General features: G+C 38.7%; 17 protein-coding genes. 13 read left to right on the top strand and 4 right to left on the bottom strand.

The genetic code is table 11. The features are described 5' to 3' along the window. The first annotated feature begins 14 nt into the window (after window positions 1-14). The 3 genes from PQ479_RS09135 to PQ479_RS09125 all read left to right on the top strand — a co-directional run bounded on the left by PQ479_RS09135 (window position 15) and on the right by PQ479_RS09125 (window position 5,776). On the top strand, window positions 15-1,331 hold the full coding sequence (locus PQ479_RS09135; RefSeq protein WP_053070479.1) for a TIGR02679 family protein: 1,317 nt from the start codon (window positions 15-17) through the stop codon (window positions 1,329-1,331). Window positions 1,332-1,377: 46 nt separating this feature from the next. Further along, on the top strand, window positions 1,378-3,129 hold the full coding sequence (locus PQ479_RS09130; RefSeq protein ID WP_047989904.1) for a beta/alpha barrel domain-containing protein: 1,752 nt from the start codon (window positions 1,378-1,380) through the stop codon (window positions 3,127-3,129). A gap of 547 nt (window positions 3,130-3,676) precedes the next feature. After that, on the top strand, window positions 3,677-5,776 hold the full coding sequence (locus PQ479_RS09125) for a glycosyl hydrolase family 18 protein (RefSeq protein ID WP_053070478.1): 2,100 nt from the start codon (window positions 3,677-3,679) through the stop codon (window positions 5,774-5,776). A gap of 69 nt (window positions 5,777-5,845) precedes the next feature. Here PQ479_RS09125 and PQ479_RS09120 read toward each other — a convergent pair whose 3' ends face one another. Beyond that, on the bottom strand, window positions 5,846-6,154 hold the full coding sequence (locus PQ479_RS09120) for a hypothetical protein (RefSeq protein ID WP_273716944.1): 309 nt from the start codon (window positions 6,152-6,154) through the stop codon (window positions 5,846-5,848). Window positions 6,155-6,630: 476 nt separating this feature from the next. Between PQ479_RS09120 and PQ479_RS09115 the strand changes: the two genes are divergently transcribed. Beyond that, entirely contained in the window at window positions 6,631-7,962 is a 1,332-nt protein-coding gene (locus tag PQ479_RS09115) for a hemolysin family protein (RefSeq protein ID WP_047989902.1), read from the top strand. A gap of 52 nt (window positions 7,963-8,014) precedes the next feature. Next, the gene (locus PQ479_RS09110; protein ID WP_047989901.1) at window positions 8,015-9,076 is read left to right on the top strand and encodes a hemolysin family protein; all 1,062 of its coding nucleotides are present in this window, start codon (window positions 8,015-8,017) and stop codon (window positions 9,074-9,076) included. Window positions 9,077-9,825: 749 nt separating this feature from the next. Here PQ479_RS09110 and PQ479_RS09105 read toward each other — a convergent pair. Further along, window positions 9,826-11,214, bottom strand: a complete 1,389-nt coding sequence (locus PQ479_RS09105) for an alanine/glycine:cation symporter family protein (protein ID WP_047989900.1) — start codon at window positions 11,212-11,214, stop codon at window positions 9,826-9,828. Between the two features lie 924 nt (window positions 11,215-12,138). Here PQ479_RS09105 and PQ479_RS09100 point away from each other — a divergent pair. The 7 genes from PQ479_RS09100 (at window position 12,139) to PQ479_RS09070 (ending at window position 21,224) form a co-directional block, all read left to right on the top strand. Next, window positions 12,139-13,248 (top strand): sugar ABC transporter substrate-binding protein, encoded by a 1,110-nt coding sequence (locus PQ479_RS09100; RefSeq protein WP_047989899.1) that lies wholly within the window; start codon window positions 12,139-12,141, stop codon window positions 13,246-13,248. Window positions 13,249-13,316: 68 nt separating this feature from the next. Next, a complete protein-coding gene (locus PQ479_RS09095) occupies window positions 13,317-14,837 on the top strand; it encodes a sugar ABC transporter ATP-binding protein (RefSeq protein WP_047989898.1) in 1,521 nt (506 codons plus the stop codon). Window positions 14,838-14,906: 69 nt separating this feature from the next. After that, complete coding sequence (locus tag PQ479_RS09090; RefSeq protein ID WP_420535543.1) at window positions 14,907-16,028, top strand: sugar ABC transporter permease; 1,122 nt, start codon at window positions 14,907-14,909, stop codon at window positions 16,026-16,028. 139 nt (window positions 16,029-16,167) lie between these two features. Then, complete coding sequence (locus tag PQ479_RS09085) at window positions 16,168-17,148, top strand: sugar ABC transporter substrate-binding protein (protein ID WP_047989896.1); 981 nt, start codon at window positions 16,168-16,170, stop codon at window positions 17,146-17,148. Next, on the top strand, window positions 17,145-18,602 hold the full coding sequence (locus PQ479_RS09080) for a sensor histidine kinase (RefSeq protein ID WP_047989895.1): 1,458 nt from the start codon (window positions 17,145-17,147) through the stop codon (window positions 18,600-18,602). Before PQ479_RS09085 ends, PQ479_RS09080 begins: the two co-directional genes overlap by 4 nt. Next, a complete protein-coding gene (locus PQ479_RS09075) occupies window positions 18,583-20,118 on the top strand; it encodes a response regulator (protein WP_273716943.1) in 1,536 nt (511 codons plus the stop codon). The genes PQ479_RS09080 and PQ479_RS09075 overlap by 20 nt, the downstream gene beginning before the upstream one ends. A gap of 11 nt (window positions 20,119-20,129) precedes the next feature. Continuing rightward, entirely contained in the window at window positions 20,130-21,224 is a 1,095-nt protein-coding gene (locus PQ479_RS09070; RefSeq protein ID WP_047989894.1) for a D-xylose ABC transporter substrate-binding protein, read from the top strand. Between the two features lie 218 nt (window positions 21,225-21,442). On the opposite strand, the gene PQ479_RS09065 is transcribed toward PQ479_RS09070, so the two are convergent. Then, on the bottom strand, window positions 21,443-22,600 hold the full coding sequence (locus tag PQ479_RS09065; RefSeq protein ID WP_047989893.1) for a Leu/Phe/Val dehydrogenase: 1,158 nt from the start codon (window positions 22,598-22,600) through the stop codon (window positions 21,443-21,445). A 50-nt stretch (window positions 22,601-22,650) separates the two neighbouring features. Then, a complete protein-coding gene (locus PQ479_RS09060) occupies window positions 22,651-22,905 on the bottom strand; it encodes a DUF1450 domain-containing protein (protein ID WP_047989892.1) in 255 nt (84 codons plus the stop codon). 294 nt (window positions 22,906-23,199) lie between these two features. Here PQ479_RS09060 and hppD point away from each other — a divergent pair, with 294 nt between their 5' ends. Next, the gene (gene hppD, locus PQ479_RS09055; RefSeq protein WP_047989891.1) at window positions 23,200-24,321 is read left to right on the top strand and encodes a 4-hydroxyphenylpyruvate dioxygenase; all 1,122 of its coding nucleotides are present in this window, start codon (window positions 23,200-23,202) and stop codon (window positions 24,319-24,321) included. Window positions 24,322-24,331 lie beyond the last annotated feature (10 nt).

The following is a 24,331-nucleotide window of genomic DNA, read 5'->3' as shown; positions in this document are numbered from 1 at the left end:
AAGGGGGTCTTTCCTTGATAAAAAACAATATTGAGGAGGCATATGTATTTTTTCATCGTTACCCTGTCTATAGGCGGTTATTTCATTTATTTAAAGACAAGTATCAATCGCTTGGTAAAATTGCAGGTACGGTCAAGGTAAATCATTTCTCTGCGGAAGATTTGGAAGAACTCGCTTCATTTTTGGCGATAAGTTCAAAAGAGTTGGAGTTGAAGGAGAAAATATCGCTTCTTACGTTTCAAAAGCAATTAGCGAGAACGAGGTTTGGCGAGATTGGATTGCTTGAGTTATTAGAAGCTTTTTTTCACGAGAAAATACTCACAAAAAAAGAGTTAGATCTGCAAAAACAGCAGGCTATAGAAAAGACCTTTCATGAGCTGAGAACACACTTTTCAGAGCTTTCCTTCTGGCTTTGGTATGTGCAAGAAAAAACATCTGACACGTATTGGATCCATCGTTTACTGAATGAGAAAAAAGGGATTTTTCACATATATGTAAAGCAGTTACATGATGCCTATGTAGGCTTATCAGCTGAGCCAGAAAGGATCGCCATTTTTAGTCAGCGAGTGACTGGAAATCCGCATGCTTTTGATCACAATACGGAATTAGGGAAGCTATTTCTTCATGTACTAGCACTAGATGAAAAGTTGAAAGTAGGTGAAGCGCGAGAAGTACGACTTCCAACTAATACAGAATCTATCAATCAATTATTAGAAACTTATGGTCTATTTCGGGATGATATCACTAACTATGTCACCGCGGTGAATTTAATGGCAGAGACTATAGAAGGCATTGAGCCAGTTTGGCAAGCGGCGGCATTACGTAACCTACCTGCTGTTTTAAATATTCCGATCCGTGAGTTAACATCATTGGAAAAAGCTTATCCACTAAGTGAATTGGATGAGAAAAAAGTTTGGATCGTCGAGAATTCGGGTGTTTTCTCAACCTTATTAGATCAATTTCCAAAAGCCCCACTTATTTGTACACATGGACATTTTAAGTTAGCGAGTCTAAAGCTAATTGATTTGCTTGTGCGAAACGGGTGCAAACTTATGTATGCAGGCGATTTTGATCCAGAAGGGCTGTTGATGTTGCAGCGCTTGCAGGAGCGTTACGGTGGGCAGGTCAAGCCGTGGCGGATGGATGTTAATCATTATGTAGAGTCAAATCCAAGGGTGAAGTTATCGGAGGAGCGATTAAGCAAACTCAAGCACCTTCATGAGCCTTTGCAGGCACTGAAGCACGAAATGCAAAAGCGCCAAAAGGCTGGTTATCAGGAAGCGATTATGTCGGCCTACCTCCAAGATTTGTCTATATATGAGCGGGGTTAGAGTAAACTTCATGAGTTTCGTTTAGTTTTAGGAAGGGAGTGTTTTTATGCCAGATTGGTCCTATCACGGAATTTTCTCGCCATTGTTAAAAAGAATGCGTCCAACTTCATCTAGGGAATTTATCCACCGAAGCATGAATAGAATCGGCTCACTTCCATTTGGTATAGGAAGGCATGTGATTAACTTTTTGGGACGAGAGGACTGTTCCCCGTTATTACAAAAGCAAATTAACGGCTTGGATTTTCGAAATCCAGTTGGTTTGTCGGGGAAGGTTGACCCGATGCTGTCGGGAACAAAGGCGTTTGCCAATCTTGGTTTTGGTTTTCTTGAGATTGGTCCGGTGACAGTTGCTAAAGCGGAGCCAATAAAAGAACCGATTGTTGAGCGAAAGGCAAAAACAATAACATTCCCTAAAGATTCTGTGTCTATCGGTCTAGCAGAAACAAAAGCTAGGCTAGAAAATCTACATAAAAAACAACCAGTTTTTTTGAGATTGGCTGGCACAGGTGCAGAGCTTAAACAATTGATGAGGGAACTTGAGCCGTTTGCTGATGCATATATTATCGAGAGTGATGTTACACACGTCTTGGATCAAACAGAAAAGCCTGTCTATGTGGTCATACGTGAGAGTGAACAAGAAAATGAAAACCCTCATGGGGTTATGCTTGAAGGAAATCGTTTGAAAGAAAGAGCTCGTTACTTGAGAGAGGCTGGTTTTGAGCAAACAATCATTACCTCAGGGGCTATATATGAACCTCAAGATGCGCTCGAATTAATAGACGCTGGTGCTGATCTGGTGATGGTCTCGGGCGGATATGTATTTGCCGGGCCAGGGTTAACAAAACGAACAAATGAGGCGTTATTAGATCGTTTAGATTTTAAGGCATCCCCACAGCCAGGTTGGTTCGCTTATTGGTTATTTGGTTTATTTATTGTTATTGGTGGATTAATTGCCCTTATTTTTAGTAAAACAACGGTCATACTTCCTTATGATGAGTATTTTCTCGAAATGAGCCGGGATTTGATTTGGATGTTTAATGAGCGAATTATGTATTTTATGGCTCATGACCGAATGACACTTGCGGGTACGATGATTAGTGGTGGTATCCTATATATGTCCTTGGCAGCCTTTGGTGTAAAGAAGGGTTTACGGTGGGCGAAGCAAGCCATTGATACAGCAGCTATTATTGGATTTTTGGGGATTTTCGCCTTTATTGGTTACGGTTATTTTGATTGGCTACATTTGCTTTTTTGGCTTATTTTATTGCCTGTTTATGTATATGGTTTTATCAAAACTAAGGGTTTAAAACATACATCTGCTTCTAAAAATCGTTTTAATCATGCCACTTGGAAAATGGCTATCTTTGGACAACTTGCTTTTGTTATATTAGGGTTTTCGTTTGTGCTAGGTGGTATAGTCATTACCTATATTGGTGTAACATCCGTGTTTGTCTCGACTGATTTAATATACATATGTATGCCACCAGAAATGCTCCAAGCATTTAATGAAAACTTAATTCCAGTTATTGCTCATGACCGAGCGGGTTTTGGTAGTGCACTGTTAAGCGTTGGCTTACTTGTGCTGATGCTCTCGTTATGGGGTTTCCATCAAGGGAATCGTTGGGTTTGGTGGACGTATTTATTGGGAGGACTGCCTGCGTTTATAGCAGGTATATACATTCACTTTGCTATTGGCTACACCAATTTTATTCATTTATTACCGGCTTACTTCGCCTTATTTTTATTCTTTCTGGGTCTCGTGTTGTCTTATCGTTTTTTCCATAAACAAGACGGGTAGATAATGGGTAGTGTTAAGCAAAAATGACTGATACAAAGAAATGAGAAGTAATGTGGAGGGGATAACAATGTTAAAATGGCTTTCTACTCACTTTCAGAAGCACTGTTATTTCTGTAAAAGGAGAAAGACTCAGTTTGTCAAATATAGAGATGATCAGAACCAAAAAATAAATGTTTGTATACAGTGCTTGGAGTATGCTGAGCGGAGGGCATTCGTAAAAGTATAATAATCAATGAAGTACCTTGACATCCAACAGATGCGGGGTGCTTTTTTGATATGTTCATTTTCTGAAATTTACTCGGGCGTTTTTTCAATCTTGTCATTTTGTGGCAGTACACTGAGTCAAATGATGCTAAAAAACATATGACTCAAGAGATATTCTAACAAACATTACAAAGAAATTACAATTTTCTTAATAGATTGACAATTATATAACGTAATAATATTATAATGTATAGACCACTATATGTTTAGTTTGAATACGTATACATATAATAAAACCTCTTTAAGCATATGGTGGTACATTTAGTTTAAAGGGGGAAGGTTATTGAAAGCGGTTGCATATTTACGGAGTCGCAAAGGATTCTTAGCCATTGTTTTAAGTTTGGTGCTGGTGCTCTCATCTTTTAGTTTTCTTGTTCAATCGGCCAACACTGTCCAAGCAGAAAATGGGAATATCGTCTTAGGGTATTACACTTCTTGGAACCCACCTCAGAATTTAGACGCAAACAAAGTAACACATATTAACTATGCATTTGCAGATGTATGTTGGGAAGGTCAGCATGGGAACCCAGACAATGAAGAAATCCCTGATGGTGAGCCAAAAACATGGTCTTGTAAAGATTTAGATGGAAATGAAGCAGATATTCCTAATGGATCGATTGTTTTATATGATGCTGAAACAGACTTAGTAGAATTAAGAAATTTAGAAGCATTAAAAAAACAAAATAAGGATTTGAAAACACTTATTTCTGTTGGGGGTTGGACGCTTTCTAACAATCTATCACTTGTTGCTAGAACGGATGAGTCACGTCAAAATTTCGCAGAATCAGCCGTTGAATTCGTAAGAGCATTTGAATTAGATGGTTTAGACCTCGATTGGGAATATCCGGTGGCCGCAGGTATGCCTAATAACCACCGTGATCCTAGTGATAAAGAGAACCATACATTAATTTTGCAGGCGGTACGAGATGCTTTTGACCAGGCAGAAAAAGAAGATGGAAAAGAGTATTTAGTCACAATTGCTGGTGCAGCAACTTGGGCTTATGCCGACAATAATGAGCTAGGAAAAATTGCAGAAATTGTCGATTATATCGCCATTATGGCTTATGACATTAATGGAACTTGGACAGGTATAACGGGTCATAATGCTCCGCTTTATTATGATGATCTTGAAGCAAAGGTAAGGGGCTGGAGTTATGGTGTTTCACAAACACCAAATGTGTATAGTGCCGTTCCAAAGGACAAGCTACTTCTAGGTGTGCCGTTTTACGGGCATTCATGGGCAGGTTGTAACGTAGAAACAGATGGAAAAAAGGTACAAGCAAATGGTGCTTACCAGCAATGTGCTGCGGGGTGGGAGAAGCCTGGATTGAACGGAGGCACGTTGAATTATGATGTGGTTAAACCACTAATTAATCAAGATGGTTTTGATTATTACTTTGATAATGTTGCGAAAGTACCTTATCTTTATAATGATGAAACAGGTGAATTTATTTCTTATGATAATGTTGAATCACTTGGGTACAAAGTGAATTTTATTAAAGACAATGGTCTTGCTGGAGCGATGATTTGGGATTTAGCGGGAGACGATGCTGAGTATAATTTATTAAAAACAGTGTCTCATGGCTTAGGCATCTCAAATGAAGAACCAGACCCAGACCCTGTTACAGAAATAGAATTTGAGTTAAAAGTGGAGCCAATCCCAGTTAGTGGAGGCACTACAGTCAAGATTACTAAAGACGGTTTGGAAACAGGGGCCGAGTTACAATTGCCTGCTGACCTACCATTAGGTACAACACTTAGAATTGAAGAAGCGACAGAAGGGTTTGAGCATCTTGATGGCTTAGAAGCGACAGGGCCTGCATACACATTTACCTTCATTTACCCTGAGGGGGCAGAGACGTTTGAAAGTGAGGAAGGGTTTGTATTAACACTTCCAGTTGATGAAGATGCTCAAGGTGGAGCGGTTTATTATTTTAATCGCGAGAATGAAGTATGGGAGAAAGTAGAAGGTGAATCGGTCGACAGCCGTTTAGTCGTAAATGTTGCTCATTTCTCTACCTATGGCGTATTTGTAGAAGGAGTAGTAGAACCAGAACCGGAACCAAAACCTGAGCCGAAGCCAGAGCCAAAACCAGAACCAAAACCAAAACCTGAGCCGAAACCAGAACCAAAACCAAAACCTGAGCCGAAGCCAGAGCCAAAACCGGAACCTATAGATGATGAAAATGATGGGAATAAGGAAGAGCAAAATAAGGACAATGGAACTCCACCAAAGTCAGATGATAATAAAAAAGATGAAGGAAAAACATTACCGAATACAGCGACAAATGTCTATAATTATTTATTAATTGGGCTAATCGTCCTCATAGTTGGTTGTGCTTTATTTTTTTATCAAAAGCGAAGAGAAACAGTAACTAAATAAAATCTTGATACTTTCCTCAGGCACATAGCTTGGGGATTTCTTTAGTTGTTGAAAGGAATAGAGGTTTAACTATAGCTGAATCTCGGGGTTACGGGCGGAAAAAGAAGGAGGAACCCCGAGCAAACGGAGAATCTCGGGGTTACGGGCGGAAAAAGAAGGAGGAACCCCGAGCAAACGGAGAATCTCGGGGTTACGCGTTGGAAAAAGCGGAGGAACCCCGAGCAAACGGAGAATCTCGGGGTTGTGAGCTGGAAAAAGCGGAGGAACCCCGAGCAAACGGAGAATCTCGGGGTTACGGGCGGAAAAAGAAGGAGGAACCCCGAGCAAACGGCCATACATCGATGTATTTTGTAAAGATATCATGAAGAATTCAGACATTAATTGATTTTATCATGAAGAATCTGTATACTTTTCTTAAAACCATAACGTTATAGTTTGTTAGATTATAAATAAATCAGTGATTTAGCAATTTTAAATAGTCTAATAGGTTATGAAGCAACTAAGACGTTATATGTTTTAAATTTAACTTATGAACAGGAGGGAACGACCTTGGGAAGGCGATATTGCATATTAGTCAAGTGGCGCAACTAAGCATACAAGTGTCAATGATTTATCACAAAAAAATCAATCAATTTCGGCATGAGTTAACTTATCATTATGGCTATCGAATCCCAGGTAAAGTTCACTTTAACAAAAAAACGATTAGCGTTAATTTAGAAATATATGGATGATTCGATGATGGCTTGTCAATGATAAGTTTAGGACTAATTTGTTGAAATGATGATACCTATAATAGGGGTTCTTATTTTTTTATTTATCTTGGAGGTGAATCCCTCAATTTGAGGGGAATTTAATTGGACATAATAACCATCATCAATCTTATTTTACTCGTTGTTTTACTAGCTTTGACGGCCTTTTTCGTTGCTTCTGAATTTGCGGTTGTTAAAATCCGTGGTTCTAGGTTGGACCAACTAATTGCGGAAGGAAATAAAAAGGCAGTTGTTGCTAAAGAAGTAACGACGAATCTAGATTATTATTTATCTGCCTGTCAATTAGGTATTACTGTAACGGCATTAGGACTTGGAGCACTAGGTAAACCCGCGGTTAGTAGTATTATGTATCCCGTATTTGATTACTTGAATGTTCCTCAGTCCATAGCGACAGCATCTTCTTATGCAATCGCTTTTATTTTAGTTACCTATTTACACGTTGTACTTGGAGAAATGGCCCCGAAAACTTTAGCTATTCAATTCTCTGAGAAAGTAAGTCTGCTATTAGCAGGACCGCTTTATTGGTTCGGTAAAATTATGTATCCGTTCATCTTAACTTTAAATGGTACTTCTCGTATTTTATTACGTGCCTTTGGTGTAAAACCAGCTGGTCACGAACAAGCTCATACGGAGGAAGAACTGAAAATTATAATGGCTCAAAGTTATCAAGGTGGGGAAATAGATAAAAGTGAACTCGAATATATGGAAAATGTTTTTTCATTTGATGAGCGTGTGGCAAAAGATATTATGGTCCCACGAACAGAGCTTGTAACAATTAGCCTAGATATGACGAAGGAAGAAATGGTTCAAATTTTAGATGAGCATAATTATACGCGCTACCCAGTTGTTGAAGATGGAGATAAAGACAAAATTTTGGGCGTCGTTAATTCTAAAAAAATGCTGCAGGCCATTGTAGCTGGGCGTGAAACCGAGATTAAATCCTATATGCGGGACTTACCATTTATTTTAGAAGCGACAAGTATTCAAGACGTTATGATTCGGATGCAACAAGAAAAGGTGCATATGGCTGTCATTATGGATGAGTACGGGGGTACTTCTGGGATTTTAACGATGGAAGATGTACTCGAAGAATTAGTCGGTGAAATTCGTGATGAGTTTGATGAAGATGAAGTGGCCGATATTCAAGAGCTTGGTTCTGAAGAATACCTTATCAATGGTCGTGTATTGCTAATGGACTTAGAGGACCGCTTTGGTTTAACTTTTGATGATAGTGATGAAATTGACACCATTGGTGGTTGGATCCAGTATCAATCTCAAAATATTGATTTAGTTCAAGAAGGTTACGAAGTCCCAATGGACCAACATAATTGGACGGTAATTGAAGTGGAGTATCATCAGATTAAACAAGTTAAGTTTAAACAATATGCTCAAAGTAAAGTAGTCGAGAATCAATAAAGAATAATCTTTTTCATCTTGGAGGTGAATCCCTCATTCTAGAGGGAAATAATTGGACGGTATAGTATACATTAATTTGTTTATGGTTGCATTATTTATTGCGTTAACAGCTCTTTTCGTAGGTGGAGAGTTTGCGATATTAAAAGTAAGGATGTCAAGAATTGATCAGCTTATTTCAGAAGGGAACAAAAAAGCCGTTTTAGCTAAGAGAGTTGCTCATGAATTGGATTATTACTTATCTGCCTGTCAACTTGGGATTACAATTACGGCGCTTGTTTTAGGAGCTCTTGGTGAACCGACTGTTCAGAGAATGTTACAGCCTGTTTTCCAATACTTTGAAGTACCAGCTGCAATGGCCACAGCATTGTCTTATGCGATCGCATTAGCTGTTGTTACATTTTTACACGTTGTAATCGGAGAACTAGCTCCAAAAACGCTAGCTATTCAGTTCCCAGAAAAAATGACCTTGTTGCTAGCCCCACCTCTTTATTGGTTTGGTGTAGTAATGGGTCCGTTCATTCGTATATTAAATGGTTCTGCACAAAAATTATTGAGACGATTTGGTGTTGAGCCTGCTGGACATGAAACGGCATATACGGAAGAAGAGTTAAAGCTAATTGTTAATGAAAGCTTTAAAGGTGGAGAAATTAACCGAACTGAACTAGCTTATTTAGAAAATCTATTCGCGTTTGATGGTCGAGTCTTAAAGGAAGTCATGATCTCAAAATCAAACATGGTTATGCTAGAGGAGAAAATGACATTAGATGAAATTTTAAAAGTATTAGATGAGCATGATTACACCCGTTATCCAGTAGTTGGTGCGGGGGAAACAGAACAAATCATTGGCTTCATTAATACAAAAGAAATGTTAACCAATATTGCCGCAGGTCGAGATGGTGGTATTAATGATTTCTTACATGAGATTCCTAAAGTCAAAGAAACGGTCTTGTTAAAAGATGTGTTCATTAAAATGAAACAAACCCGTAACCACATGACCTTAGTGACAGATGACGCTGGAATAACAATCGGCCTCGTAACAATGGAAGATATTTTGACTGAAATTGTTGGTGAAATGCATGACGAGTATGATGGTGATGAAGTCTATGCAACTTAATTAAAATCAAAATAAATCCCTCTAAAGTTGGAAGTATATTCAACGATTAGAGGGATTTTTTTGTCTAAGTATTTAAAGAGTGTATACGAGTGTGGACTGATCTACTTATAAAGTCGATTACTCGTGGTAAGCGAATGTAAAGGCTGAACAACGGAACAGTTACTCAAGGGGAGTGAGTAACAGTACGAAAAGGGTCAAACTGATCTCTCGGCTCCCGTATCTTCACATAAACCGCCTCTTTGTGAAGATAGTCGCTCTCTCGGCTCTCGTATCTTCACATAAACCGCCTCTTTGTGAAGATAGTCGCTCTCTCGGCTCCCGTATCTTCACATAAACCGCCTCTTTGTGAAGATAGCCGCTCTCTCGGCTCCCGTATCTTCACATAAACCGCCTCTTTGTGCAGATAGTCGCTCTCTCAGCTCCCATATCTTCACATTAGCTGCTCTTAATGCTTTTCACTTAGGTTGATATAAATGGTCAGTTACTTGAGAGAAGTGAGTAACAGCATGAAAAAGGCCCAACATATCAGTTAATCAAAGGAAGTCGAGGAGTAACTGCTTATAGTTCTTCGATTCATTTATTCTTTTATGGGAGAGTTCACAATAGACAATAGGCGGACGCTCATTTCTGTGAGCGATAACGCTCTATGTTCACATTTTAAAAAAGCCGTCCACATACTTTAAATATGTAGACGGCTTATATTAATTGGATTTAGATACGACCTCAGCTCTTTTGCAAACAGGGAGGAATCAATCTTCCCACGTATCCGCATTTTTTAAGCCAGGAATGTTTTTGCTTTTAAATACAGGGTTTTTACCTGACTTGCGTTGTTCAACATAATCATTAATTACAGCAAAGGAGATTTTACCTATTAGTACAATGGCAGCTAAGTTAACGACGGTTGTAAAGGCCATAAAGACATCAGCCATATCCCAAACAAGAGCAATACCGGCAACTGAGCCAAAAACAACCATCGCCATTACTAATATTCTATAGAGGTGCAACCAGCCACTACCCTCTTTAATAAAAGCGAGGTTGGTTTCTCCGTAATAATAATTTCCAATAATTGAACTAAAGGCGAAGAAGAATATAGCAATAGCAACAAATGGACCTGCCCAACTACCAACAAGTGTATTCAGTGATTCTTGTGTTAGAGCAACACCTGCTGCATCAACACTGGCAGTTTGATAGACGTCACTTAAGAGAATGACAAAGGCAGTCGCAGAACAGATAATAATGGTATCAAAGAATACCCCTAATGATTGGACGAGTCCTTGCTTTGCAGGGTGAGAAACATCAGCAGTTGCTGCGGCATTCGGAACACTTCCCATACCGGCTTCATTTGAAAATAAACCTCGCTGGGCCCCTACAAGTAATCCAGCAAAGATACCTACACTAGCCTCTTGGAAACCAAAAGCATTACCAATAATAAGGGAAAGTACTGCTGGTAAAGCTTCCATATTCATGACAACAACATAACCGACGACAGCAAGATACAATACGGCCATTACCGGTACAATAATACTGGATACTATTGAGATAGAACGAATCCCACCAAAGATAATAACGCCCGCAATTAAGGCAATAATGATCCCGACATATAGCGGATTAAATCCAAAAGAATTTTCTAGTGCCACTGAAATTGTATTAGCTTGTAAAGAGTTAAAAATAAATCCAAAGGTCACCGCTATTAATAGGGCAAACACAATTCCGAGCCAGCGTTTTCCTAGTGCTTTGTCTATGTAATAAGCAGGACCTCCACGAAACTGGTTGTCTTTTCTTACTTTATAGACCTGGGCGAGCATACTTTCTATGAAACCAGTTGCCATACCGATGATGGCAATAACCCACATCCAAAAAATAGCACCAGGTCCACCAGCTACAATAGCAATAGCAACACCAGAGATATTCGCTGCACCTACACGCGAAGCTGCAGATATACAAAATGCTTGAAAGGCAGAAACCTCATTTTTTTTAGTACTTCTTTCAGTAAGAGCCCTAAACATCTCTGGAAATAAGCGGAATTGGACAAATTTTGTCTTAAATGTAAAATATAATCCTACACTCACAAGTGCAGCCACAAGTATGTAGGAGGTTACTCCATTAATGCTTTGTATCAATCCATGAAAAAAAACCATACCATTCCTCCGTTACAAATAAGTTCATAATTTCGATATTATACTAAAATAATTATGATTGCTCAAAGAAAAGAAAATTGCCAATTTCATTATAGTTCATTCTACTTTTACCCAAATTTATTTAGATTAAACCGATAGAGGATGCAGCTGAAATAGAAATCAGCAAAAAAACCTACAAACGCTATCCATGATTCAAGTGCTTTTTCCTTTTAATGATGGTCTTTCATTCAATTTCATTTTTACTTTATTTACATTTAAGTGAATATTGAAAGGAATGTTAATACTTATTAGTTAGCACATACCCAGCGGGCGAGTCATGCGAAGACTCTCTCGAGAAAAGCTAATGTACCAAGGGTTTAACTATCCTAAAAAAAGTTATAAAAAAGATTGTACTGTTATAATAAAAGATCATTCTAGTCATTTACATTATAAACAATATCAGTAAATAAAGTGGGCGCTACGCTAATGAATAATGGTAATATAATCCAAAATATACGTATGTGATGTTAGTGAAGCTCTGTGTAACTTATGGGGACTTACCCTCTCATATCTCTTTTCGTCATGCGCCTACTTTCCTTCGTTGGGTCTCACCATAAGGCAGAGTCGGCTTTATGCTCCCGTGGGGCGAAGTGGCAGAGCCGAGATCCGCTGGCTGCGCCGATTAGTTCAGCGCCACGTGATTGTCTCGGTGCATGATTTTCGGGAGCGATAAGTAGGACGCCGCACATCATCATTAGCAACACTTGCATACAAAACGCGGTAGCGACGAGTAACGCTGTATGTTCGCACTAACTTTTATATAAAAGCAAATAAATTACAGCAAATATTAAAAGATTACCCAATGTTACCGCTTTCATAATGGATGTTTCCCCATATACTTGAACTGTAATTAAAAAAATGAAAGCGTTTGAAAGGGGTATGGGGATGAGTAAGAAAATGAAATTATTATCACTTCTATTCGTAATCTTAGCTGTTTCATTTTTAGCAGCGTGTGGAGGAAGCGAAACAGGAGGAAGTGGAAGTGTCAGCGTCGGGATTGTTTTACCGACAAGAGATGAGCCGCGATGGGTGCAAGATGAGCAACGCTTTAAAGATGCCATTGCGGATACAGAGTATACAACCGAAATTTTATTTAGCCAAGGTTCATCCGCAAGCGAAAAAGAGAATGTTGAAACATTGTTAAATCGCGGTATTGATGTTTTAATTATTGCCCCACATGATGGTGCAGCAGCTGGTTCAGCCGTTGAGGCAGCAAAAGACGAAGGTGTTACAGTAATTGCCTATGACCGATTGATTACAGATACAGATGCGATCGATTATTATGTGACTTTTGATAGTGTTGCTGTAGGAGCGGCACAAGGCCAGTACTTAATAGATAATTCTGAAGGAAGTGGTGTTCCTTTATACCTTTATGCAGGAGCTTCTTCGGATAATAATGCCTTCTTATTCTTTGAAGGTGCGTGGAGTGTTCTTCAACCCAAAATAGCAGATGGTACATTTGTCATTGCCAATTCTAGTGAAGCGACAGCGTTACAAGAGCAAGCTGAGTTATCTCGTGAAGAATTGTCACGAATCCTTGGACAAATTACAACAAACTGGGATCCAAATGAAGCAAAAAATAAAGCAGAAACACATTTAACGGCAGCAAATGCTGAGCAAAAAGGTGATGTAGCTATCCTAGCACCAAATGATGGAACAGCTCGTTCGATTGCAGATGTATTTGCTTCAGATAGTGAAATTACTCATTACCTAGTAACAGGTCAAGATGCGGAAAAAGCCTCTGTTCAATATGTCATTGATGACAAACAGTCAATGACAGTTTTTAAAGATGTTCGTACCCTTGTTGAGGATGCGATGGGAATGGCTTTGGATGTTCTAGATGGAAATACACCTGAAACTACTGGTTCATATGATAATGGCAGTATCGATGTTCCTGCTAAACAAACAGATGTCATTGTTGTTGACGGTGATAATGTGAAGCAGGAGCTAATCGACTCCGAGTATTATGAAGCAAATGAATTTAGTGGATTGTAAAAAAGATAGGAATAGTGATACCAATCACTATTCCTCCTTGATGATGTCATCTCTTAGGAGTGTTTCGTATGAGTGATTATATATTAGAAATGAACCACATTTCCAAAAGTTTTACCGGTGTAAAAGCATTAAAGAATGTTCATTTTAAAGTGAAAAAAGGTGAAGTGCATTGTTTGGTCGGTGAAAATGGAGCTGGTAAATCGACGTTAATGAAGGTGCTCAGTGGTGTATATCCATTTGGCCAGTATGAGGGAGATATTATTTATAACGGAAACGTCCAAAGCTTTCAAGCCATCAAAGATAGTGTAGATGCAGGGATTGCCATTATTTATCAAGAGCTCGCCCTATTTCCTGACCTACCCGTGCACGAAAATATATATATTGGCAATGAAAATCGACATGCGGGTGTCATCGATTGGAACCAGACGATTCGAAATGCCAAAGAGATGCTTAATAAAGTCAATTTAAAAGTGAATCCCGAAACGTTAGTTAAGGATTTAGGTGTTGGCAAAAGACAGTTAATTGAAATTGCCAAAGCATTGAGTAAAGATGTGAAGCTGCTGATTCTAGATGAACCAACGGCTGCTTTAAATGAGGATGATAGTGAGAATTTATTAGATTTATTACGTGCCTTAAAGAGTGAGGGCATTACTAGTATTATGATCTCACATAAGTTGAAAGAAGTAATTGCCATTGCTGATAGCGTCACGGTATTACGTGATGGTGAGACGATTTGTACACTTGACCCTGAGAATGAAGCGATCAATGAGCGAAATATTATTAAATATATGGTTGGTCGTGAAATCGAGGATATTTATCCGAAAAGGCCCAACCAATCAATTGGTGAAAAAATCATTGAGTTACAAGGTTGGACTGCCTATGATCCTCATGTTGGTCGTACCATTTTAAAAGATATAAATTTTCATGTGAAAAAAGGAGAAATTGTTGGGATAGCGGGCTTAATGGGATCGGGGAGAACGGAGCTTGCCTTAAGTATTTTTGGAAATGCAAAGGGATATAAACTTCAAGGTAATTTATTAGTAGAAGGTCAACAAAAGACCATGAAACATCCAAAAGAAGCCATTCATTCAGGCATCGCCTATGTGACAGAAGACCGAAAGGGAGATGGATTATTTTTAATTCAAGATATTAAAGATAATATCTCAGCAGCCAATTTAAAAGCACTCGCGTCCAATGGCGTGATTAATCATAACGAAGAGATCAAAGTAGCGGCTGAATATAAGCAGTCTTTAAAAATCAAGGCATCGTCGTTAGAACAAACAGTTGGACATTTAAGTGGAGGTAATCAACAAAAGGTCTCACTTGGAAAGTGGTTATTTGTAGGACCTAGGCTACTTATTTTGGATGAACCGACAAGGGGTATTGATGTTGGAGCAAAATTTGAAATTTATACGGTCATGAATAAGCTCATTGAAGCTGGGTTAAGTATCATAATGATTTCATCAGAATTAGGTGAAGTACTCGGCATGAGTGACCGTATTTATGTAATGGCTCATGGTGAAATGAAAGGAGAATTATTGGGTGAAGAGGCGAATCAAGAAAATATTATGGAGCTTGCCACTCAATAGGGGGACGAATACGTGAAGATTTTAAGTGAGGCAAAAACATTATTAAAAGATAATATTCGTGATTATGGTATGTATATTGCGTTATTGGTCATTATCGTAACTTTTACAGTCTTAACGGATGGACTTTTTTTATCTTCTCGAAATATAAGTAATTTACTAGATTCGGCTGGGTATATAGCCGTTTTGGCTGTCGGCGTCATGCTGGTTATTGTTATCCGTCATATTGATCTGTCGATTGGTTTTTTAGCTGGCTTTTTGGGTGCTATTGGAGCGATATTGTTAATGCATGTTGGTTTACCAGTCTATATTGTGATTCCGATTATTCTTATATTAGGAATGTTCGCTGGTTTATTTACAGGTTTTTTGGTGGCAAAAGTAGGTATACCGGCATTTGTAGCGACTTTGGCTGGTTGGTTAATTTACCGTGGAGCCATATTACAGGCGACGGAAAGAAGTGGAACAATTATTATAACGGATCCAACTTTTAATGCGATTGGTAATGGGTATATTCCATCATTGCTAGAAGTGGGTGGTGTTCATCTTCTCTCGGTACTTATTGGTGTAGCAGCGATTCTACTTTATATTTATAGTGCAATCAAAAATCGAAATAATAAGATGAAGTACCAGTTTGAAGTGGTTTCAAGACCTATATTTTTGATTCAGTTAGTATTTGTTTCTTCCATCATTGGTTATATTACTTGGATTTTATCCAATTATAATGGTTTCTCATGGACCGTTGTTATTATGTTTCTTGTTGTCCTTATTTATCATTTTGTGACGACAAAAACGGTGCTCGGTCGTCATATTTATGCAGTTGGTAGTAATCCAGAAGCTGCTCATCTAAGTGGAATTAACGTAGCCAAAATTACGATGATTGTTTTTGGCTCAATGGGTTTGTTATCAGCCTTATCTGGTATTCTTTTTACATCACGATTACAAGCAGCGACAACAACGGCAGGTACATTATTTGAGCTTGATGCTATTGCTGCAGCCTATGTAGGTGGAGTTTCAGCTGCCGGTGGTGTAGGAAAAGTAACGGGGGCGATTATTGGAGCGATTGTTATGGCGTCATTGACAAGTGGTATGAATTTACTTGGGGTCGGAATTGCCTATCAATATATGATTCGTGGTGCTGTATTAGCACTAGCTGTTATCTTTGATGTTATGACAAGAAGGAAGGCATCTGCATAATGTAATGCTAGGAAGATAAATACGTAGACTTTCACTGCTCTAATAGTGAAGGTCTATATGTGCTCATGTCGCTATTGGTACATACTTAAATTGGTGTTAAGATGTAGCTATCTTATGAAAAGAGGGGAATTTGGACGACATGAAAAAAGTGCTGACGATGCTGGGGCTAAGCTTCATTCTTATCACTTTATTTTATTTTACATATGTTTCGGCTGAACGAGTCTTTGTTCCAAAGTGGCAATTTCCAGATGCTGTATCCTCGGATGGGGAACAACTACGAATTGTAGTGATTACCCATGATTTAGACACACCCTTTTGGGAAAAAGTAGGAGAGGGTGCTCTAGATGAAGCGGAGCAATCTAATGTTGAACTTGAGATCTGGGGAAGTTTAGGGAATAATGACGATGATTTCTTCAGAAAATTTGAAATTGCTATTCATTCCAAGGTGGATGGCATTATCGTTCAAGGGTTAGATTCTGAGGAGTTTTATCAACTGGCAAAATTTAAAGCGTCATTTTACGGCATCCCTATTATTACGATTGCCAATGATGTACCGATGACAGAAAGTTTGCGCAGAACATATGTCGGCTCGGACCAATATGAAGCAGGTGAACTTATCGCCCGTCAACTTGTAGCTGATATGGGAGCAAAGGGAGATGTCATTCTTGTGTACGATAGCCAAGTCGAGTTTTACCAAAAGGAACGCTTACGAGGCATTGAAGCTGTACTGGGAAACTACGAACATATTCAGATTAAGCATGCTCAAACACCTGAAAAGCGGGAGGATGTTATCTCGATTACTCAACAAGTTTTGAATGATCAGCCAACGGCAGATGCTTTTATCATTTTAAATGCAGCCTATGTAGGTGCAATGATTCAAGAGATTGAACGTCGTTCCCAGCTTAATTCCTATTTCCTTTACTCCTTTGATGATGGACCAGAAACTCTTAATTTATTTGAGCAAGGAAAGTTAGATGGGCTTGTTGAACAAGAGCCGGAAAAGATGGGGAGAAAAAGTGTGCAATTGATGCTAGAGTGGATCCACGGTGAAACGGTACCGCTAGATATTGAAGGTTATTTTACAGGGATTAACATAAAGAAAGCTGAAGTGAAAAAATGAACACTATTCAAAAGAAAATAATGATGTTAGCATCTATCGCTCTCGTAATTATGGTAGTCTTTTGGATCGCACTTTCTGTATTTCATCAAAAAACACAGGATCAATATAACGATATTTTGCAACGCTATATTAGTATGAATGAAGTTTCTCGTGCTAGTCAGCAAGTTATCATTGATGCAAATAATTATATGATTATGCCAACGTCGGTTTCACTAGAGCAACTGCAAGTAAGTCAGGAATCATTAGATAAGCAAAAAGAAGAAGTCTTAACGCTAAGAAATAAGGAGAATCAATTTGCTTTAACGAATTATGTGAATATGATTGATAGCTTTTTGGAAACGATGGAGCGTTTACTTATATTTATGGAGGATCAAGATGCGGAGGGGGCAGCTTATGAATTCTCAGAAGCGAGTCGAATTTCAACGTATTTATCTGAACAAACGCTTGCTTTAATTGACCAAGAATTAAATAGCTATGCACCCATCTATCGAGGCATGATCGAGCAGTCTGAAGATTTTTTTCAGTTAGGGCTTTGGTTTTTATTGCTCAGTTCCTGTGCATTTCTATTAATCTCATACTTACTATCCTCAAGTATTACTAAGCCGGTTCAGAAGTTAACGAAAGCAGCTAACGATTTATCTAATGGAATTTTCGATACGAGAATTGAAGTCGAAACGAAAGATGAAATGGCCTTTCTAGCAAAAACATTTGAACGTATGAGGGTCAATATTAATAACTTATTTCATGAAATTAAAGAGAAAGCATCCTTAGAGAGTGAACTGCAAGAGAATCGGATTCTACTAAAAGAAAGTCAATTTAGAAGCTTACAAAGTCAAATTCAGCCTCATTTTTTATTTAATACATTAAATATTATGTCCAAAAAAGCGTATCTCGAAGGGGCAGAAGAAACGAGTGATTTGTTAGTAAGTGTTGCTGGGTTATTACGATATAATCTTAAGCAAATTGACCGTGCTGTCACCATTAGAGAAGAAATAGGTGTCATTGAACAATATATGCATATTCAAAAAACTCGGTTTAAAGAGCGTTTGCGTCTTGAGACCGAGATTGATCCAAGCTGTTTCAATAAAAGTATTCCAGTTTTAACCTTACAGCCAATCATTGAAAATGCTGTGATTCATGCGATTGAACCAAATGAAGAGGGTGGAACCATTTGGTTACGTGTCTTTCGTTCGGCTGAAGAGATTTTTATTGAAATTGAAGATAATGGTCCAGGTATGTCAGAATCGACAATCAAACAAATTATGAATGAAGAAATTACGCCTTCTATCGGTCATTCAACTGGTATTGGCTTTATGAATGTAGTGAAAAGGTTGCGATTGTTTTATGGATATCGGGATGTCATCGATATTGAAAGTCATTGTCGGAGAGGGACAGTCATTCGATTAAAAGTAGGATGTGAAGGGGGAGCACAATGTGAAGCTATTAATCGTTGATGATGAACACATTGAACGTGAAGCTATGATAGCCATTTTAAGTAGAGCATTTCCTCAGTTCCAGTATCATCAAGCAAAAAATGGGAAGCAAGCGGTAGAAATGTGCCATGAGATTCAGTTTGACCTGATACTGATGGACATTAAAATGCCTGGAATAACGGGTATTGAGGCTATTCGACTTATCCAGAAAGTGATATCCACAACTTTCATTATGGTTACGGCTTTTGACACGTTTGAATACGCGAAGCAAGCTTTACAGTTAGGTGTGAAGGATTATTTATTGAAACCAAGCACGGCCAAGGAAATCACGGAAACGATAGCGAGGGTCATAAAGGGAATAGAACTCGATTATGAAAAGAAACACCAAGATAAGAAGCATCAATGGGCTTTTGAGCAAGCATTGACACATATTGAAACGGATATTGTAACACAATTACTTTCAGACGAAGTTCAAGAAATGCATATTCATATGTTGTTAGAGTGGCTTCAAATGGAAATCATTCAAGAAACGTTTGTTGTTGTTATAAGGCTTCCAGATCAGAAGTTATCAGGATATAAAAGAGTCAAAGCTCAAATAAGAGGGGGGGGGATCGGCCTTGTTGGGGCTTTGCATGCGAACCAGTTCCCAATCATTATTTTCCGTAATGAGCAGCAAACTTATCGAAGTCAGGCTGTGAATCTAGCTAGAGCTATTTTAGAGCAGCGGAACCAAAGTAAAGATGGTCATTGGTTTATTGGGATAGGCACAGAGTGTACGTCGTTTACCGAATTAATTGACTCTTATCATGAAGCTTTAATGGCATCTAGTGGCCCGCAGCTCACTGCGAAATATCGTTTTTATTTGGATGTTACGTCGCTCGAAGAAAAAGTTGATAATCAAGAAGGAAAGAGAACGATGGAAATATTAGCCGAGAGTGTACGGACGGGGCAATGGGCTGAAGCTAAACAGATGATTATGAGTTTGATTAATCGATATGAGGGTAAAGGGACTTCGCTCCATCACACGCAACAGAGGATCTTAGAGATTATGTGGCTCAGTACTAGAATACTTGCTGATATGGGAATAGAAAATGCGACACCCTATTTCTCTTATCAAACGCAACATTATCAGGAGTTAAGGAAGGAAACGATTATTCTTTTAGAGATGATGCAAAACAATTATCAAAAACATATTGAGCGACTCGAGGCGGATACGATTTACAAAATCAAACAGTATATCATCGAACATTCTGAGCAAGATATCTCTTTAGAAACGTTAGGTCGGAAGGTGAACCTAAGTCCCATTTATATAAGTAAGATGTTTAAAGAAAAACTAAAGATGAACTATATCGATTTTCTGACAGAATGCCGGATTAATAAGGCGAAAAAAATGTTAGCAGATATCGATAAAAGTATTAAGGAGATTGCCATTGAGGTTGGTTATCATGACCCGAATTACTTCAGCAAAGTGTTTAAAAAAGTGTGCCATATTTCCCCTAAAGAGTATAGGAATCGCTCTATAACGAGCAAAGTGTAGGAGGAGGTGAGATGGTAAAAAGTATAAGGTTTTCCATAGGAATACTGGTACAGGTTCTTGCTCTGATTTGTTTAAGTGCTTGTCAAAGTCCGAGAGTGGACGTACTACCGTCATCGGAAAAAGAAATTGACATAGTGAAGGAACAGGAAGAAACGATTAATTTAGAGCCTTTTCGAATTGGATTTTCAATGGATACTTTAGAAGAGGAGCGCTGGTATCGAGATCGTGACTTATTTAAAGAAGCCATTGAGATTCTAGGGGCAGAAGTTGAAATTACAACAGCAAATGTAGATGATACGATTCAAGTTTATCAAGCGGAGACATTAATTAGTCAAGGTGTGGATGTCCTTGTTTTAGTACCTAATAACGCTGAGGCAACCGCGGCGATTGTGAATAAAGCTCATATGTCTGGAATTAAAGTTCTTTCCTATGACCGACTTGTCAAAAATGCTGACATCGATTTATATGTTTCCTTCGATAATGAGGAGGTTGGGAAACTTCAAGCAAAGGCACTAACATCGATAGTTCCAAGTGGTAATTATGTCTATATCGGAGGTGCGTCGACAGATTATAATGCCCATTTACTTAAAAAGGGAGTATTTGACGTTCTAAAACCCTTTATTCAGAAAGGAGATATTACTGTTGTGTATGACCAGTGGACGGATGATTGGGAGCCTGAACACGCCTATACGAATATGCTCGCAGCATTAGAGGCGAATGGAGGAGAGATTGATGCGGTTATAGCGGCTAATGATGCAACAGCAGGTGGCGTTATTCAAGCATTAGAGCAATGGGGTTTAGCTGGTGAAGTTGCTGTTGCTGGACAAGATGCGGATTTGGCTGCTGCACAAAGAATCATCGAAGGCACACAAACCATGACGGTCTATAAACCCATTCCCATTTTGGCTTATGAGGCAGCAGAACTTGCTTTACAGCTAGCAGAAGGAACAAAAATTGTAACAGATGAGAAAGTGAATAATGGAAAAATCGAAGTACCTGCTGTATTACTAGAGCCAATTGCTGTTAATCGAAACAATATGGAGGCAACGATCATTGCTGATGGTTTTCATCAAAAGCATGAAGTATTTATGGAGTCAGGTGAGTAAAAGGAGGGGGTTCGAAATGGTTGAGGTAATATGAAAGCTATTCCTTTTTATAAGGCGTGGATTTGAGTTTCAAACTGAAATACCGTCAGAAAAAAACAATGAGGAGCCTATAGATGTCGTATTAAAATATCGACGTCAGCTATAAATGGCCGATTAACAATAAAAAGATGTCTCCACTCGTAAGTAGGTGACATCTTATTTTCGTGATGATGTAAATGTTAATGTCTAATTTGCCATTTTCTTCGCTTGCGTGGTGAAAAGAAGCTATTTCGCTCTTTTCTTGCTTCGATACGTTCGACACAAATTTGATTTGCAGCTTCAACGGTGGTTATGTTTTGTTTTTCCGCTTCTAAAAAGATATTTAATAGGAGGGAGTAGATTTCTTTCGTTTTGGCGGCTACTCTTTTTTTGTTAGGTCCATATAATTCATCGGTTACTTGAATAATGCCTCCACAGCTTACAGCATAGTCTGGAGCATAAAGGATCCCTTTTTCTTTTAAGATTGTGGCCAAATCAATGTGTAATAGTTGATTATTGGCTGCTCCTACAATCGCTTTTACTTGGAGCTGCTCAATCGTTTGTTCGTTAATAATGCCACCAATGGCACATGGAACAAACATATCCGCATCTACGTTATAAATTTCCTCATTTTCAACGATTTGAATGGACTTCCCTAATTGTAAGGCGAGTGCTTGAATTTCCAATTTTCGCTCTGAACTCACATCAGCTACGATAATATCTGCCCCTTCATGTAAAAGATGTTCGGCCACTTTAAAACCAACCTTTCCTAAGCCTTGAATGGCAAAGCGGCGACCTACTAATGACTCATCTTGCCACATCATTTGAGCGGCTGCTCTGATACTACATAATACACCGAAAGCAGTAGGAATCGAAGTCTCGCCGCCACCATCATATTCTTCAGGTAATCCGGCAATACACGTTGTTTCTTTATAGGAATGTACAAAATCGTCTAATGTTGTCCCCATATCGGTTCCCGTGTAAAAACGTCCATTTAATGATTCGACGAATTGACCGTAGGCACGAAAGAGCTCAGGTGTTTTGTCTTTTTCGGGGTCACCAATAATGACCGCTTTACCGCCTCCGAAGTCTACATCTGCTGCGGCACATTTATAGGTCATCCCTTCGGATAAACGTAAAACATCTTCCAAAGCTTCTTCAAACGTTGAGTAATTTCGCATTCTTGTTCCGCCTAAAGCGGGTCCAAGAGTCGTGTTATGGATGGCAATAATCGCTTTCAGTCCTGTTTTTGGGTCGTTACAAAAAACAACTTGTTCGTGTGCTTGCATTTTTTTGAATAAGTCAAAGGAAACGTCTAAATCTTTTGGTTGTACCTCTGATGTATAAGTTTTATCCATATTAAATCCTCCTCAAAAAGCGTGATTCTGCTTTCATACTTTTTTGACAATTAACTTGTTTTTTGGTCTTTTCGGTCGTTATCCTTGGTAGCTTTCAACATATTTCTTATTTTGGGGTATAGATTTTCGCTACTGTCACTGGCGATGTTTTGTTGATTAATGATACAAAAGACTTCGACGATACATTGTCCGCAGTAATTAAGGCAGCGACGGTTTGTAATAGTCAGCTCTGAATGTTGACTCAATTGGTCTTTTAACCAAGTTGATTTAGAGGCTGTATTGTTTGGACAAATTTTGACTTCCAATGATTACGCCTCCTTTATAGTAGGTGATTTTGAAATGAGTATAGTAGTTGAGTAGAAAGTGTTGCAAGGATCAATTTGAAAGCTTAAACGCATTATTGATTTACCGTACATGGGTGGTGACAGTCGAAATCTTGTCGGCACTCACTTTATATTAAGGTAGGAAAAGCGCCTAGAGTGAAGGGAAGGCCATACCTTCCTCCATTAAAGGAGAGAAGCTTAAAAGGAGGTGTTTGCATCGATTTTTTCCAGCTATTATATTTTGAGTAAGTTAAATGATAGAAGGAGGAATAAAAAATGGAAAAAGAAAAGGTAACGGCTGCTGATCAAATGACGGAGGATATCTTTCCAGTTGAAAGCTTCCATCATTTAGAGCTATTTGTAGGTAATGCAAAGCAATCCGCCTATTATTTTTGTCAGGCATTTGGATTTGAAATTAAAGGGTACCGTGGTTTGGAAACAGGAAGTCGTGAAACCGTGTCCTATGTATTAGAACAAGGAGCTATTCGACTCATCATTACAGGCACATTATCTGAAGATACAATGGTTGCTCATTTTGTGAAGAAACATGGTGAAGGGGTAAAAGATATCAGCTTGAAAGTAACGGATGTCGATAAAGCTTACTTTGGAGCGATTGAACGTGGAGGAATCCCAATCGCAGAACCTTGGGTAGAAAAAGATGAAAGCGGTTACGTGAAAAAAGCGGTTATTGGTACTTATGGGGATACGATTCATACGTTAGTGGAATGTGAAGAGTATAAGGGTTTCTTCTTGCCTGGCTATGAGCCTTATGACGGACCTAACTTTTCTGCATCAACGGGTATTGTTGGAATCGATCATGTCGTTGGAAATGTTGAGCGTATGGAAGAATGGACGAATTATTATGAGAAAGTTTTTGGATTTAATGTTCTTAAGCACTTTGATGATGAAGATATTTCAACTGAATACTCTGCGTTAATGTCAAAAGTGATGATGAATGGGACTGGTAGAATAAAATTCCCGATTAATGAACCAGCAGAAGGAAAACGTAAATCACAAATTGAGGAGTACTTAGATTTTTATAATGGACCAGGCGTCCAACATTTAGCTGTATTAACCAATGATATTATTACGACCGTTCGTCACCTTCGCGACAACGGAGTGGAGTTTTTACAAACGCCTGATACGTATTATGAGGATCTCATTGCTCGAGTTGGTGATATCGACGAGGATGTTAAAAAGCTTCGTGAACTAAATATTCTGGTCGACCGAGATGATGAAGGTTATCTCTTACAAATATTTACGAAACCAATTGTTGATCGTCCAACCCTATTTATTGAAATCATTCAAAGAAAAGGGGCAAGAGGTTTCGGTGAGGGGAACTTTAAGGCGTTATTTGAATCCATTGAACGAGAGCAAGAACGCCGTGGCAATATTTGATTAGGGAATC

This window comes from Alkalihalobacillus pseudalcaliphilus, assembly GCF_028610675.1.
Taxonomy (GTDB): domain Bacteria; phylum Bacillota; class Bacilli; order Bacillales; family Bacillaceae_D; genus Alkalihalobacillus; species Alkalihalobacillus pseudalcaliphilus.
The sequence above is the reverse complement of the archived record's forward strand: the minus strand, read 5'-3'. Positions and strand labels throughout refer to the sequence as shown.